We start from the raw sequence: 13,565 nt of genomic DNA on the forward strand, positions 1-13,565 counted from the left end.
AAATCGCGCGCTTTATGTTTTTTAGCTGAGATTTCCGCAGAACCGCTGGATACGGGTGCAGGCGTCCTTCAAGGACTCGGTCGAAGCCGCGTAAGAAACGCGGAATGATGGCGAGCCTTCAAACGCCGCACCGTGAACCACGGCGACGCCCTCTTCTTCTAAAAGGGCCGTCACGAAAGCTTCATCGTCCTTGATGACCGTGCCGCCCTTGCTGGTCTTGCCGATCGTCGCCTTGATGCTCGGATAGACGTAGAACGCGCCTTGCGGCTTCGGACACTGGATGCCCTTCGCCTGGTTGAGCATGCTGACGACGAGATCCCGTCGCTCGACGAAGATCTTGTTGTTGGCAGCAATGAAGTCCTGCGGCCCGTTCAGAGCTTCGACACCCGCCCACTGCACGATCGACGACGGGTTCGAGGTCGACTGCGACTGCAGCTTGCGCATGGCGTTGATCAGTATTTCCGGACCGGCGGCATAACCGAGACGCCAGCCGGTCATGCAGTAAGCCTTTGACAGGCCATTCATCGTCAGCGTCCGCTCATAAAGCTTCGGCTCGACCTGCGCCGGCGTTGCGAACTCAAGCCCATCATAAAGCAGGTGCTCGTACATATCGTCGGTCAGCACCCAGACGTGCGGGTGACGAAGAAGAACGTCCGTAATGATCTTCAGATCGGCAGCCGAATAGGCGGTGCCGGTCGGGTTCGACGGCGAGTTGAAGATGAACCACTTCGTCTTCGGCGTGATCGCCTTTTCGAGCGCATCCGCCGTCAGCTTGTAGCCGTTTTCGAGCGTCGTCTCGGCAAAAACCGGCTTGCCGCCGCCGAGCAGCACGATATCGGCGTAGGACACCCAGCATGGCGCCGGAATGACGACCTCGTCGCCCGGGTTGAGCGTCGCAAGCAGCGCATTATAGAGCACCTGCTTGCCGCCCGTGCCGACCGAAACTTGGCTCGGCTTGTAGTCGAGACTGTTGTCGCGCTTGAACTTGGCAACGATGGCCGCCTTCAATTCGGGGATACCGTCGACGTCGGTGTACTTTGTTTTACCCTCGTCGAGCGCCCGCTTGGCGGCGTCCTTGATGTTCTGCGGCGTATCGAAATCCGGCTCGCCCGCGGACAGCGAGACAATGTCCCGACCCTGCGCCTTGAGCTGGCGCGCTTTGGTCGAAACGGCGATGGTTGCGGACGGTTGGATGCGGTTCAAACTGTCGGCGATGAAGCCCATGATCGAAGCGACCTGTAAACGAGGTGAGGAAACGGACAAGACTTCCTATTTCGCAGCGGCGAGATAAGCGGCGCGGACCCTAATTGCAATGTATCCGCGCCGCAAGTCGCGCTTTTGCAGGGCTCTTATCGCCATCGTGAGATCATGATGCAGGCGGGACACGAAGTGCGGGCGAATTCGTGAGAACCAACTAATTGATCCACCGGCGCCACAATCCGAACCCACGTCCGCCCAGATGCAAAGGTCAACTTTGCTTTAATGGAATGTCATTACCAAGTTGATGCTGAGCGGGAGGTCTTGAGACAATGAGTGTGAGTGCTGATCCGGAAACGCCTCCGCGCGCGAAAACTCGCGCTCATCCGAAATATCGCCGCCTCGTGCGTCCCCTGGTGGACGCCGTCGCGGCAGGTCTCCTCTTCACGATCGTCAGTTCGACACTGATCTGCAATCACGCCAAGGCCGGGATCGTGCCCGCAGCCTTCACCGGCGTCGCCCAGGCGGCTCAGAAATCCGCGGCTGAAAAGGCCGTCGCCCAGCCTGGTCCGCAGCCCATTGTCCAGATCGCGACCGCAACCTCCTCGGCCGACGCCGTTTATCGCCAAACAAGCGTAATGGCCGCATGGGGCCTACTTGGAGTTGCATTTTCTCTGATGACAGCGCTAAACTTGGCTATTCTGCGGCATCTGAAGCGCGCTTATGCGGTCCCTGCCCGGCGTTTCCCACTCACGAAATAGAGTTATTGGCTGATGAGGCGAGCAGCGCTATTGAATTGCCGTAATCTCGCCTGTACGTCTGAGGATAGCAACAAGGTTGCATTTGGACCGGTTGTTGCCCTGATAGGAATGCTGGAGACGGAAGCATGACGAAGCAGGAAGTAACGCGCCCTCTTTGGTTGGGTTTGGCGGCTGGTTCCACAGTGGCCTTCGCCGGGTTGGCGTTATTTTTCGCTAGCAGCGAGTCGGTCCTCCGCTCGAGCTTTCAAACGGCTCTGAACGACCGCGCCGAAATTCACACCAAACAAGTCAGACAGGTCGCATCTCTCGCACCGACGACGCCGGTTTCTGGCTCCGAAGACTTCTGGCTTTCGGCCATGCGTGACGGCACCACGCCCGTCACCAAGGCGGTCTCGGTCGGGGATCAGATTTCGCTGGATCTTGGCGGCGTCCATCGCACGCTCGAAGTTTCGACCGTCTCCGATTTCACGCCGCAGATCACCCAGATCGACACCTCGACGACGACCCCGACGCACCTCGTTCTCGTCACTGCCCGTGATCTGAACGATTCAGGAGCCCGGCCCGTCCGTTTCGTGATGGAAATTCAGCAGGGCGGATTGCCGGTCGTGGCTGGCGGACGCAGCGGGCGCACGCTCTGATTTTCGTGCTGTAATTCTGACCGCTCAGGTTGGTCGCGAGACAGCGCTTACCAAGCCAACGCCTTCTTATCTTCGAAAAATCCGCCATTCGGGCCGTCGCTCGCAAGCGTCGCCAGCCAGATCGCAGTTTCCGCACCTTCGGCTGGCGAGCGCGGCGCTTCCGCTCCACCCATTCCGGTCCGCACCCATCCCGGCGAGCACGCATTGATCTTCACATCCGCGCCCGACGCAGCCGTTTCAGCCGCTGCAATGCGCGTCAGCGCGTTGAGCGCCGCTTTCGAAACCCGATAAGCGGGAAATCCGGCGCTCATCCCGTTCAGTTGCCCCGCCCTCGACGATATGTTGACAACCCGCCCGAACCCTCGAGCAATCATGCCTGGAACCAGCGCGCGAATGGTTGCTGAAGGCCCCAAGACATTCGTCTCCCACGTTCGCCGAAAAGCATCGTCGGTCATGTCGAACAGGCTGGCGGCAAACCCGCCGGGGCCGTCGATGAGAACGGCGGCGTTGTTGACGAGAATGTCGATCGGACCGTGATCGCGCGCGATGCCGTCAAGCGCCTCTGGAATGCGCCGCGCATCTGCCACGTCGAGCACAGCGGGGGTGACCGCCGCGCCGGCCTTGCGGAACGCGTCGGCTGCCTCGCGGGCTTTCTCAGTGGAACGCACACCCGCCAGCACACGCACCCCGCCCGCCGCAAGCCCGCACGCTATCGCAAAGCCGATGCCGCGATTTGCGCCCGTTACAAGTGCGAGCTTTGCGTCCTTGCCCATCACCATGAGACCTCTGCCCAGCGTTTTCGCAACCGAACATAACGCCGGACGAGCGACCAAACAAAAACCCCGCCGCAAGCGACGGGGTCTCTCACCTAGACGTATCAGAAGAAAAAGCTTTTTTAGCTCTTCTTGGCCTTCTTCATCTCGGCCTTGCAGTGCGCGCGGAACGTCTTGCGCTCTTTGCCGTGCAGACCCTTCGCGTCGGCCTGCTTCGAGCATTCGATCGATTCCGGCGTACGCGTCTTCTCGGCAGCAACCGCTGCGCCTGCGCCAATAACGAATGTGGCCGCAACGGCTGCAGCGATCAAACGTGTGGTGATCATTGTGGTCTCCATGTTTTTTTCAGGGTCGCCCCGATGAACCGACAAAGCCCAGCTTGGCAGGTTCATCGCCCCCCGCCGGACAGACGCGCATGTAACGCCCCTTCCCGGTTTCCGTTTCGCTATCACGCCACTTGGCACGACCGAACATACTGTTCCGTAAGGAGAACATTTTTGCGGACAGCGAGGCTCGCAATTTCGTACTATTGCTTGGCCGTGACACTGTGGCGTGAAAACAGCATTTATGGACCGCTAGGCATTTCCTATATTTACCCCGTGTCGCCCCCATCGAAAGCATCCGGCCGCAAGGCCCCCCGCCCCTCCCGCGGCAAATCGGGAAAACCGACTGCTCCGCCCATCGAGACGGAAGCAGGCACGCCGGGCTTTGCGGAATCGAGCGCCTATTTTGCGCCTGCCGACTTCTCGGGCCACAAATCGGCCAACGGCCTTCCTAGCCTGCCCGCCCTGCGCCAGTCCGGACCGCGTCCGCCCATGGGCAGCGAGAGCCTGACCGACAGCCTGACGGCCCTCCTCACCAAACCCGAGGAGCGAACCGATCGTGCCCGCGAAATCCTCGCCCGCCAGCCGCTCATGGCGACGCATCCGATCGTTTCCGGCGGCATGCCGACGTTCGTTCCGCACCGCCCCGACCGGCCGGAAAAGAGTGAAGGCGGTGTACGCTTCAAAATCGCGTCCGAGTTTCAGCCAAGAGGCGACCAGCCGCAAGCCATCGCCGAACTCGTTGAGGGCGTCAGCAAACACGAGCACAATCAGGTGCTGCTCGGCGTGACGGGCTCCGGCAAAACGTTCACAATGGCACACGTCATCGAAGCGACGCAGCGCCCGGCCCTGATCCTTGCGCCGAACAAAACGCTCGCCGCCCAGCTCTACGGCGAGTTCAAGAGCTTCTTTCCTGACAACGCGGTCGAGTATTTCGTCTCGTATTACGATTACTACCAGCCCGAAGCCTACGTCCCGCGCACTGACACCTACATCGAGAAGGAATCCTCGATCAACGAACAGATCGACCGGATGCGCCACTCCGCGACCCGCGCGCTGCTCGAACGCGACGACGTCATCATCGTCGCGTCCGTCTCATGCATCTACGGTATCGGTTCGGTCGAAACCTACACTGCGATGACGTTCACGGTGCGCCAGGGCGAACAGCTTTCGCGCGATCAATTGCTGGCCGACCTCGTCGCGCTTCACTATCGCCGCAACGATCTCAATTTCGTCCGCGGCTCGTTCCGTGCGCGCGGCGACACCGTTGAAGTCTTTCCCGCCCACTTAGAGGATCGCGCGTGGCGTTTCTCGATGTTCGGTGACGAAATAGAGAGCATCGTCGAATTCGATCCGCTGACCGGCACGAAGACCGACGAGCTTGCGCTCGTGAAGCTTTACGCCAACTCACACTACGTGACGCCGAAGCCGACGCTGCAGCAGGCCATCAAGTCGATCAAGGCTGAGCTGAAGCAGCGCCTCGATGAGCTTTACAATGCCGGCAAGCTGCTCGAAGCCCAGCGCCTCGAACAGCGCACGACCTTCGACATGGAAATGATGGAAGCGACGGGTTCCTGCGCCGGCATCGAAAACTATTCGCGCTATCTGACGGGCCGCAATCCGGGAGATCCGCCGCCGACACTGTTCGAATATCTGCCCGATAACGCCCTCGTCTTCGCCGACGAAAGCCACGTCACGGTCCCACAGATCGGCGGCATGTTCCGCGGCGACTTCCGGCGCAAGGCGACGCTCGCCGAGTACGGCTTCCGCCTGCCGTCCTGCATGGACAATCGCCCGCTCCGCTTCGAAGAATGGGACGCGATGCGCCCGCAGTCGGTGTTCGTCTCGGCGACGCCCGCGAGCTGGGAACTGGAACAGACCGGCGGCACCTTCGCCGAACAGGTCATTCGCCCGACGGGACTGATCGACCCTGTCGTCGAAGTGCGTTCCGCGAAATCGCAGGTCGATGATCTGTTGGATGAAGTGCGCCAGGTTTCGCAAAAGGGCTATCGCACGCTCGTCACGGTGCTGACGAAACGCATGGCCGAAGACCTCACCGAATACATGCACGAGAACGGCGTGCGCGTCCGCTACATGCACTCCGACATCGAAACGCTGGAGCGTATCGAGATCATCCGCGATCTCCGTCTTGGCGCGTTCGATGTGCTCATCGGCATCAACCTGCTACGCGAAGGTCTCGACATTCCAGAGTGTGCGCTCGTCGCTATTCTCGATGCGGATAAGGAAGGCTTTCTACGTTCGGAAACTTCCCTTGTGCAGACCATCGGCCGCGCTGCGCGTAACGTTGACGGCAAAGTCATTCTCTACGCCGATCAGATCACCGGCTCTATGGAGCGCGCGATTGCCGAGACGACGCGCCGTCGCGAAAAGCAGATGGCATGGAACGAAGCCAACGGCATCACGCCGGAAAGCGTGAAGAAGAATATCGCCGACGTGCTGCAGTCTGTTTACGAGCAAGATCATGTGACAGTCGATGCCGGTCTGGCGGACGGCGACAAAGTGCAAACGCTCGGACACAACCTGCAGGCCGTCATCGCCGACATGGAACGGCGCATGAAAGAAGCCGCCGCCGATCTGGAATTCGAAACCGCCGCGCGCTTGCGCGACGAGATCAAACGCCTGCAGCAAACGGAACTCGCAATCTCCGACGACCCGCTCGCGCGCCAGTCGGAGATCGAGGACAAGTCCGGCGGCTTCAAAGGCGAACGAAAATACGGCGCGAAAGCGAATGTGCCGCCGGCGGCCGGTTCTTCACGCGTAAAGAACGAATACGAGCCGGTTCAGCCGACGCATGCTCAGTCCACATCACGCATCAAGAAACCTTCGCTCGACGACATGGGTCCAGGAACAGATCGCCCTGTGCCTGCTCGCGCGCCGACCGTCGACAGCCGCGCGAAAGCTGGCGCATTCGGCGAACGCATTTCCGGGCCGCACAAGCCGACGCTCGACGAGATGGGCCCGCACGCATCGCTGCCCGTGAAGTCCGGAGAGAAGCCGTCGCGCATTACGACGCCGACACGTACGCGGGAATTCGACGACGATAGCGAGAAAAAGAAACGCCGCGGCCGCCCACGTAAAACTGGCCGTCCTGGCCAATAAACACGCGACAATAACGGCGTTCTTCGCACTGCGGGGAACCTCGCCTGATGCACATGGTTGTCCCTCAGTTGTACAGCAATCGAGGAACCTCCAATGCCAAAGATCTCGAAAGCGAAAATTCTCATTCTAGCGACTGATGGCTTCGAGCAATCCGAACTCGACGTGCCGCGCGAGAAGCTGAAAGCCGTCGCGCAGCTTGTGCATGTCGCAGCACCGAAGGAGCGCAAACAGAAAGACTCGATCATCGGTTGGGAGAACAAAGACTGGGGTAAGCCCGTCAAAGTCGACGTCGAACTCAGCGAAGCTTCAACATCGCTCTACGATGCGATCGTACTTCCTGGCGGGCAGATGAATCCCGACACGCTCCGGCAAAATCCTGAGGCAGTAAAACTCATCAAAGCATTTTTGGCGGAAGGCAAAGTCGTCGCTGCGATCTGCCACGCTCCGTGGCTGCTGATCGAAGCCAACGCCGTCCGCGGCCGCAAAGCGACATCTTACGCCTCAATCAAAACCGACATGCTGAATGCTGGAGCACAATGGGTCGACGAACCCGCGGTATCCGACCAAGGCATTGTGACGAGCCGCAACCCCGGTGACCTCGAAGCCTTCGTCGCCAAGATCATCGAGGAAATCGAGGAAGGCAAACACGACCGCGCCGTTCTCGCGGCCTAGCGTCGTCTCAAATTTTGCAAAACGCGATGATACGAAGTGGCCGCTGCGTTAGCGGCCATTTCTACTTTTGCAAACCACCTCACCCCGCGAGTGCGCGCGGCGGCTTCTTCGGCGAAATCTGCAGGCTCTTTAAGATCATCAGCAGCGTCTGGCGCAGCGCTTCGTCCACCGTCTCGACGATGTGACCCGGCTCCGTCAGGTTCGCCGGAACCCAGACGAGCTGCGTATCGACGGTCCGCCAGCTGCCGAAATAGTCCCGGCCCTTGAGAACTGTCACACCGGTGCCAGCCAAGCCTTCCCGGACGGAAAAGCCGCTGAGTGTCACCTCCGGAATATCTGCAAGCTGCTGCAGCAGTTCGCGATCAGGCGTTGCCCATTTCATCGTGCGGTCTCGTTTTCGAATCGAAAAGAACGGTTCGACTGTCGAAATTAGGCAACGAAGGTTGCACAAGGGTTGACGCCATACCGATTTCGGACATGGCCTTTTAGACCGCGCCCGTCCGGCGCATAGCCCCGGCGGCCAAGTCCGGATATTTGTTCAGATGACATTCGTAATGTGACGTCGCGTGCCGGGAAGCCGCGAAACGCTTCAAAAGAGGGGTCGCGGACATGAAAGATGAAAAACCCGACGCCAGCCAGAACCCGACGGCTGCGGATATCACGACGCCGTCTGGCGACCCGGTCATTCGCACGATCGCCATGCCCGCCGACACCAATCCGGCAGGCGACATCTTCGGCGGCTGGATCATGTCGCAGATGGACCTTGCGGCAGGAAACGCCGCCGCCCGGCTCAGCCAGGGTCGCTGCGTGACGGTCGCCGTCGAAGGCATGAGCTTTCACTCCCCCGTCAAAGTCGGTGATGAAGTAACGGTTTGGGCGCTCCTCACGAAGCGCGGCCGCACATCAATGACGTTCGAGGTCCAGGCATGGCGGCGTCCGCGTGACGGCGAAGTTCAAGCCTGCGTGACGCGCGCGCATTTCACGTTCGTCGCGCTCGATGACAACGGCCGGCCGCGCCCCCTGCCCGACCCGCGCAATGGCTCAACCTGGGTCTAATCTCCCGCTGAAGGGAAAAAACATGAGACATGGTCTCGCCTACCGGCACGTACTTCCCGCGGCCGTTTTAATGGCGGCGCTCGCGACAGCAGCATTCGGCACTGACTTTGCCGATATTGCTGATGGCCTTCACGTCGGCCTGCTTGCGCTCGGCTTTCCGAAAACCGACGCGGCACGCGTTTGCAGCGTCTGCACGCCTGCGCGCGAAAAGGCGAGCGACCTTGCGCCGATTGATCACTTCATGGGCGGCCCGAAGCGCATCATCCTGATGCGTCACGCCGACAAGACCGACGACCCCGATAACGAAGACCTTTCGGATGCCGGCGTCGAGCGCGCCAAGCGCCTGGCGACGTACATCCCCGAAACCTTCGGCAAGCCCGACATCATCGTCGCGACTGCGGGATCGAAACATTCCGACCGGCCCCACGAAACGATGGAACCGCTCGCGGACGCACTCGATCTCAAAATCCAGGATTATTTCAACAAAGATGAGTTCGGCGATCTCATCGATGAAATCCTGAATGACCCAGACTTCAAGAACAAGACGGTCGTCATCTGCTGGCACCACAAGGAATTGCCCGCCATCGCCGCGCTGCTCGGCGCACCGGCCGGCAGCTATCCCGATCCTTGGCCGAAAAACGCCTACAACATTGTCCTCGACCTCCAATACGATCCCTTTTCCGGCAAACCTCCGAAGGTGTCGCGCGTCATCGAACCGTTTTGATCGCCGTGCGTAACTGCCGGATTGAAACGCCGGCAGATCGTCGTCGCATTGACGCTTCCGGCATCTCTGACTACACGCGGGCGCATGCTTAGTTGGGGCCGGGCGCCGATGCGGATATGCGCCGCGATGACACCGTTGAGGGACACGACGTGCTGAGTTCTGAGGAAAAAAGTGCCGACGGCAACAGCGGCTGGCTTGGCGCGCTTTGGAAAGCCTGGTGTGGGTACAAGGAAATAACCGCGACGTGCCACCCGGATGGCGGTCCTGGCCGCATCCTGTTGATGCGCCACGCCGAGAAGACCGGCAAAACCGACGACATTTATCTTTCGACAGACGGAATGAAGCGTGCCGAACGGCTGGCGACCTACATTCCGCAAGTCTTCGGTAAACCAGACTATATCTATGCAGCCGCGCGCTCGAAGCGGTCGATCCGCTCGATCGAAACGGTAAAACCGCTCGCCGCCACCCTCGGCATTGAGGTTCAATACCACATCGAAGACAAGCAGTTCCGTTCGCTCGTCACAGAGATTTTCTCGAAGCCCGAGTATCGCAGCAAGACCATCGTCATCTGCTGGCATCACGGCAAGCTGCCGGAGATCGCGTCCCTTCTGGGCGCGCAAAAAGGGTCTTATCCTGATCCCTGGCCTCAGGACTGCTTCAATCTCATCCTGGATTTCCGCTACGACCCCAAAACGGATGCGCCACCGATCGTCGCACAGATCGTCAATCCGTTCTAAAACCGGCATCAAAATGAAACCGGAGTACTGTAGAATCGCCCCCATATACGGGGGGCTGCGCCGGCCATTACCCTTTTAGTGTCGCCTCGCGGCCACACATTTCGGTGTGAACGCGAACTACATGCATACGGCTCGCAAAACGGCGAACATCAGACAATAATGCGCGCCGCTTGTGCAGCCCGCATTCTGGGAAGGAAGGCTTTACGTGATGCGCAATCTGAGACGTGCAACGTCGGTGTCGGCGTGGACCTCCGCCATCGCCGTGGCTTTAGCAGCTTCGGCGGCACCGGCATGGGCCGCATCGGACAACCCATTCGTCACCCTCGCAGGAACGTGGGGCGGCTCTGGCACGGCCCGCTTCGATGACGGCAAGACCGAAAGCCTGCGTTGCAAGGGATACTACACCAACAACGGCAACCCGCATAACCTCGGGCTCTCGATCCGCTGCGCCAACGCGTCTGCCAAATTGGAACTGCGCGCCAATCTCGTCGATACCAACGGCGCCGTCAGCGGCAGTTGGGAAGAGCGGACATACAATCAGTCGGGCACCGTGCAGGGACGCGCGACGGCCAGCCGGATGACGCTCGCCATCAGTGGCGGCATCACCGGTACGATGACCGTCTCGATTTCGGGCGGCACGCATTCAGTGACGGTCGCTTCCAGCGGTCCGTCGTTCAAGGGCGTGCACATTTCCATGTCGCGTTAACGGGAATCTGCCACACTTCCGGAAATTGGAGATTTCGATGCGCGCACGACTGCTGGCTCTCGTACCCGCCCTCGCCGCTATGCTCGGCACGACGGCACTTGTTCCGGTTGCAGATGCCGGCGGCATCGGCCGTCTGAAAACAAACTATAAGCCGGGCCAGATCATCACGGCCTATAGCCGCTACGGCAACGGCTCGATCAGAAGCGTCGTTCGACCGACGCAGGTGGGCTGGCAGGTGAAGCTGCCGAGCGGCAACTGGACCTACTGCCGTCGCAGTTGCGAAGAAACATTGCGCGTGCAGACGATCGACTACTTTTCGGGCGGCAACTCGATCGACGATGGCGGCTATGGCTCGCTTGCCCGCGAATGCGGCATCTTCGGCTGTCTGGGCGGCTCTTACGAATTCTCGTTCTGAGCGGCTTCTGATCTCTAGCGGCAGCGGCCTCAAGCTCTGCCCTATACGAGAAACGGATTGCTCGTCCGCTCGTGCCCGAATTGACTGGGCGAACCGTGCCCACAAATGAAGGCGACATCGTCGCCGAGCGGTAGCAGCTTCGTCTTGATAGCGGAAATCAGCGCCTCATGATCGCCATACGGAAAGTCCGTACGTCCGATTGAGCCGCGAAAGATGACGTCGCCGACGAGCGCAAACCGCTGCGGCTGGTTAAAGAATACGACCGAACCGGGCGAGTGCCCCGGACAGTGAAAAATCTCGAACGTATGCCCGGCGACCGTGACCGTCTCGCCTTCGTCGAGCCAACGGTCCGGCACAACGTTGCGGACACCGGAAAAGCCGTACATCTCGCCCTGCTTTTCCAGTGCATCGAGCAGGATCGAGTCGTTCTTGTGCGGGCCTTCGATCTTGACGCCGAGCCTGTCGCGCAATTCCGCCGCGCCACCCGCATGATCGATGTGCCCATGCGTCAGCAGGATCTTCTCGACCGTCATGCCGGTCTCTTTGATCGCGGCTTCAATACGATCAAGATCACCACCCGGATCGATAACCGCGCCGACCTTCGTCGCCTCGTCCCAGATCAAGGTGCAATTCTGCTCGAACGGCGTGACGCGAACGATCGCGGCCTGCAGCGGGGATGAAACGTTCGCGCGCGGTTCGCTCATGAGATTTGCTCCGTATTGCCGACCTGGGTCTTAGCGCATCTTGCGGTGCAGGTAGCAGCGTCGCATTGGCGCAAATATCGGCACAGCAGCGGCCTCTGCCCAACCACCCCCAGATAATCTGCCTAATTAATAATCATGGTTCATTGCCTTTCGGCATCTCCGCGCCAAAGCCGAATCGCACGATCGTCCGCATACGCTCAATTTTTGCTCAATACGGGAAGAAGCAACAATGCCGAACACAATCAGTATTGCACTAAGCATCGCTGTTTCGGCTGCTGCGTTTGGGCTCGCCTCTCACCCGGCACACGCCAACGACTGGAATGGGTTTTCGGTCGGAATTGGAGGCGGTTACGGGGTCACCAACAATGAAATGAAGATCGGTCCCGGTCCCGACGTGACGGGAATAAGCGGCGGCCTGGATATCAACGGGCTCAGCGGCACCGGCGGTTTTTTCACCCTCGGCGCTGGTTACGACCGCGTTCTCTATAACAAACTGCTCGTCGGCGCATTCGTCGACTACGATTTCGCCGACATCGAGACAAAGGTCTCGCTCGGCATCCCGCCCGCCGACGATCTGAACGCGAGCGCTAAATTCAAGATCGATAACCAGCTCTCGGTCGGTGGCAAGGTCGGATATTTGGTTTCACCGACGACGGTCTTCTTCGCGACGGGCGGCTACGCGCACGCCGAAACGAGCGATGTGGATGCCTCGGTTTCAACGGCCAGCGGCGGCGGCAGCGGAACGCTCGCGAGTGTCGGAAGCTTCAACGGCTATTTCTTCGGCGGCGGCGCCGAGACGCTGATCGGCAAGGGATTCAGCGTCAAGGCCGAGTATCGCTATACCTCACTTGAGGCCGAAAACGCGACGGTCCTGCCTGGCAGTGGTGCCAGCGACTTCATATCCGCGTCGATCAAACCGCAGATTCAAACGGCGCGACTGTCGCTCAATTATCGCTTCGGCGATGACAGCAACGACGCCGCGACCAATCCGCAGCCGCCGATTGTCAACAGCAATTGGACAGGTCCCTATATCGGCATCGGTGCGGGCTACGGCGTCGCGAACAATAAGGCGACGGTTGCAGATCGCTCATCGCCGCCGGGATCCATCTTCAACGTCGCCCTTGATGGCCTCGGAAGCGACGGAGGACTGATATCTGGCACGGTCGGTTACGACCTCCAGCTCCACACACGCTATGTCATCGGCGCATTTTTCGATGCCGACTTTGCCAATCTCAAAAACCGCAACACCCTCAGCCTGACAGACGGCATCGATACTCTTGGCGCCGGCACGATCTCGAAGTTCGACAACATGCTGATGGTCGGCGGCAGGTTCGGATATCTCGTTACCCCCGACACGCTGGTCTTCGGAAGTGTCGGCTATGCCAACGTCGGAATGGATCCGATGACGCTCAACGCGGGGTTCTCCGGAGCGAGCACTGGTATAGTGCTGATCGACGGCCAGCGATTTGACGGCTTCTTCGTCGGCGGCGGTATCGAAACGAAAATCTGGGAGTCGCTGTCGCTTAAGGCCGAATATCGCTATGTCGATCTCAGCCGCGATGAGGTGACGTTATTGCCGAACGACCTTCCTCAAATCAATCAGTTCATCTCGACCAAATTCGATCCCACCATCCAGATGGGCCGCCTCTCGCTCAACTATCGCTTTGGCGCTCGCGAAACGCCCGACGCTCCGTTGAAATAGCGCGGTGGGAAGCTTGCTGCACTCCGCATGCCTCCCA

15 protein-coding genes are annotated in these 13,565 nt (G+C 59.9%); 10 read left to right on the forward strand and 5 right to left on the reverse strand.

The genetic code is table 11. From position 1 onward, the window contains the following. Window positions 1-21: 21 nt before the first annotated feature. The gene (locus RLW55_RS20150) at window positions 22-1,224 is read right to left on the reverse strand and encodes a pyridoxal phosphate-dependent aminotransferase (RefSeq protein WP_423416439.1); all 1,203 of its coding nucleotides are present in this window, start codon (window positions 1,222-1,224) and stop codon (window positions 22-24) included. 305 nt (window positions 1,225-1,529) lie between these two features. On the opposite strand from RLW55_RS20150, the gene RLW55_RS20155 reads away from it, so the two are divergent. Together RLW55_RS20155 and RLW55_RS20160 are read left to right on the forward strand one after the other, a co-directional pair. Beyond that, on the forward strand, window positions 1,530-1,958 hold the full coding sequence (locus tag RLW55_RS20155; protein ID WP_423415190.1) for a hypothetical protein: 429 nt from the start codon (window positions 1,530-1,532) through the stop codon (window positions 1,956-1,958). Window positions 1,959-2,083: 125 nt separating this feature from the next. Beyond that, window positions 2,084-2,596, forward strand: coding sequence for a hypothetical protein (locus tag RLW55_RS20160; RefSeq protein ID WP_423415191.1), 513 nt, complete (start codon window positions 2,084-2,086; stop codon window positions 2,594-2,596). Window positions 2,597-2,643: 47 nt separating this feature from the next. On the opposite strand, the gene RLW55_RS20165 is transcribed toward RLW55_RS20160, so the two are convergent. Both RLW55_RS20165 and RLW55_RS20170 read right to left on the reverse strand, forming a co-directional pair. Next, a complete protein-coding gene (locus RLW55_RS20165; protein ID WP_423415192.1) occupies window positions 2,644-3,369 on the reverse strand; it encodes an SDR family NAD(P)-dependent oxidoreductase in 726 nt (241 codons plus the stop codon). A gap of 122 nt (window positions 3,370-3,491) precedes the next feature. Further along, window positions 3,492-3,695, reverse strand: coding sequence for a PsiF family protein (locus RLW55_RS20170; RefSeq protein WP_035576045.1), 204 nt, complete (start codon window positions 3,693-3,695; stop codon window positions 3,492-3,494). A gap of 489 nt (window positions 3,696-4,184) precedes the next feature. On the opposite strand from RLW55_RS20170, the gene uvrB reads away from it, so the two are divergent. Together uvrB and RLW55_RS20180 are read left to right on the forward strand one after the other, a co-directional pair. Continuing rightward, a complete protein-coding gene (gene uvrB / locus RLW55_RS20175) occupies window positions 4,185-6,812 on the forward strand; it encodes an excinuclease ABC subunit UvrB (protein ID WP_423416440.1) in 2,628 nt (875 codons plus the stop codon). A gap of 93 nt (window positions 6,813-6,905) precedes the next feature. Then, on the forward strand, window positions 6,906-7,484 hold the full coding sequence (locus tag RLW55_RS20180; RefSeq protein WP_024275495.1) for a type 1 glutamine amidotransferase domain-containing protein: 579 nt from the start codon (window positions 6,906-6,908) through the stop codon (window positions 7,482-7,484). Window positions 7,485-7,563: 79 nt separating this feature from the next. Here the strand turns inward: RLW55_RS20180 and RLW55_RS20185 are convergent, their stop codons facing one another. Then, window positions 7,564-7,866 carry a hypothetical protein gene (locus RLW55_RS20185; protein WP_409562498.1) on the reverse strand — a complete coding sequence of 101 codons (303 nt, stop codon included), beginning with the start codon at window positions 7,864-7,866 and terminating at the stop codon, window positions 7,564-7,566. Window positions 7,867-8,093: 227 nt separating this feature from the next. Here RLW55_RS20185 and RLW55_RS20190 point away from each other — a divergent pair, with 227 nt between their 5' ends. The 5 genes from RLW55_RS20190 to RLW55_RS20210 all read left to right on the forward strand — a co-directional run bounded on the left by RLW55_RS20190 (window position 8,094) and on the right by RLW55_RS20210 (window position 11,122). Further along, window positions 8,094-8,540 (forward strand): acyl-CoA thioesterase, encoded by a 447-nt coding sequence (locus tag RLW55_RS20190; protein WP_409562497.1) that lies wholly within the window; start codon window positions 8,094-8,096, stop codon window positions 8,538-8,540. A 22-nt stretch (window positions 8,541-8,562) separates the two neighbouring features. Then, window positions 8,563-9,264 (forward strand): SixA phosphatase family protein, encoded by a 702-nt coding sequence (locus RLW55_RS20195; protein ID WP_409562496.1) that lies wholly within the window; start codon window positions 8,563-8,565, stop codon window positions 9,262-9,264. A 116-nt stretch (window positions 9,265-9,380) separates the two neighbouring features. Beyond that, complete coding sequence (locus RLW55_RS20200) at window positions 9,381-10,001, forward strand: histidine phosphatase family protein (protein WP_423415193.1); 621 nt, start codon at window positions 9,381-9,383, stop codon at window positions 9,999-10,001. Between the two features lie 208 nt (window positions 10,002-10,209). Continuing rightward, window positions 10,210-10,707, forward strand: coding sequence for a hypothetical protein (locus RLW55_RS20205; RefSeq protein ID WP_423415194.1), 498 nt, complete (start codon window positions 10,210-10,212; stop codon window positions 10,705-10,707). Window positions 10,708-10,744: 37 nt separating this feature from the next. Beyond that, window positions 10,745-11,122 carry a hypothetical protein gene (locus RLW55_RS20210; RefSeq protein ID WP_409562493.1) on the forward strand — a complete coding sequence of 126 codons (378 nt, stop codon included), beginning with the start codon at window positions 10,745-10,747 and terminating at the stop codon, window positions 11,120-11,122. Window positions 11,123-11,163: 41 nt separating this feature from the next. On the opposite strand, the gene RLW55_RS20215 is transcribed toward RLW55_RS20210, so the two are convergent. Beyond that, window positions 11,164-11,826 (reverse strand): MBL fold metallo-hydrolase, encoded by a 663-nt coding sequence (locus RLW55_RS20215; RefSeq protein WP_423415195.1) that lies wholly within the window; start codon window positions 11,824-11,826, stop codon window positions 11,164-11,166. A gap of 229 nt (window positions 11,827-12,055) precedes the next feature. On the opposite strand from RLW55_RS20215, the gene RLW55_RS20220 reads away from it, so the two are divergent. Continuing rightward, complete coding sequence (locus RLW55_RS20220) at window positions 12,056-13,528, forward strand: outer membrane protein (protein WP_423415196.1); 1,473 nt, start codon at window positions 12,056-12,058, stop codon at window positions 13,526-13,528. The last annotated feature ends 37 nt before the right edge of the window (window positions 13,529-13,565 follow it).

Source organism: Hyphomicrobium sp. B1, assembly GCF_049532635.1.
Classification (GTDB): Bacteria; Pseudomonadota; Alphaproteobacteria; order Rhizobiales; family Hyphomicrobiaceae; genus Hyphomicrobium_B.

What these genes read in the sequence shown, in the direction of transcription:
- RLW55_RS20150 (WP_423416439.1), bottom strand. Translation starts at nt 1,224, where the DNA reads ATGGGCTTCATCGCCGACAGTTTGAACCGCATCCAACCGTCCGCAACC.
- RLW55_RS20155 (WP_423415190.1), top strand. Translation starts at nt 1,530, where the DNA reads ATGAGTGTGAGTGCTGATCCGGAAACGCCTCCGCGCGCGAAAACTCGC.
- RLW55_RS20160 (WP_423415191.1), top strand. Translation starts at nt 2,084, where the DNA reads ATGACGAAGCAGGAAGTAACGCGCCCTCTTTGGTTGGGTTTGGCGGCT.
- RLW55_RS20165 (WP_423415192.1), bottom strand. Translation starts at nt 3,369, where the DNA reads ATGGGCAAGGACGCAAAGCTCGCACTTGTAACGGGCGCAAATCGCGGC.
- RLW55_RS20170 (WP_035576045.1), bottom strand. Translation starts at nt 3,695, where the DNA reads ATGATCACCACACGTTTGATCGCTGCAGCCGTTGCGGCCACATTCGTT.
- uvrB (WP_423416440.1), top strand. Translation starts at nt 4,185, where the DNA reads ATGGGCAGCGAGAGCCTGACCGACAGCCTGACGGCCCTCCTCACCAAA.
- RLW55_RS20180 (WP_024275495.1), top strand. Translation starts at nt 6,906, where the DNA reads ATGCCAAAGATCTCGAAAGCGAAAATTCTCATTCTAGCGACTGATGGC.
- RLW55_RS20185 (WP_409562498.1), bottom strand. Translation starts at nt 7,866, where the DNA reads ATGAAATGGGCAACGCCTGATCGCGAACTGCTGCAGCAGCTTGCAGAT.
- RLW55_RS20190 (WP_409562497.1), top strand. Translation starts at nt 8,094, where the DNA reads ATGAAAGATGAAAAACCCGACGCCAGCCAGAACCCGACGGCTGCGGAT.
- RLW55_RS20195 (WP_409562496.1), top strand. Translation starts at nt 8,563, where the DNA reads ATGAGACATGGTCTCGCCTACCGGCACGTACTTCCCGCGGCCGTTTTA.
- RLW55_RS20200 (WP_423415193.1), top strand. Translation starts at nt 9,381, where the DNA reads ATGCGCCGCGATGACACCGTTGAGGGACACGACGTGCTGAGTTCTGAG.
- RLW55_RS20205 (WP_423415194.1), top strand. Translation starts at nt 10,210, where the DNA reads ATGCGCAATCTGAGACGTGCAACGTCGGTGTCGGCGTGGACCTCCGCC.
- RLW55_RS20210 (WP_409562493.1), top strand. Translation starts at nt 10,745, where the DNA reads ATGCGCGCACGACTGCTGGCTCTCGTACCCGCCCTCGCCGCTATGCTC.
- RLW55_RS20215 (WP_423415195.1), bottom strand. Translation starts at nt 11,826, where the DNA reads ATGAGCGAACCGCGCGCGAACGTTTCATCCCCGCTGCAGGCCGCGATC.
- RLW55_RS20220 (WP_423415196.1), top strand. Translation starts at nt 12,056, where the DNA reads ATGCCGAACACAATCAGTATTGCACTAAGCATCGCTGTTTCGGCTGCT.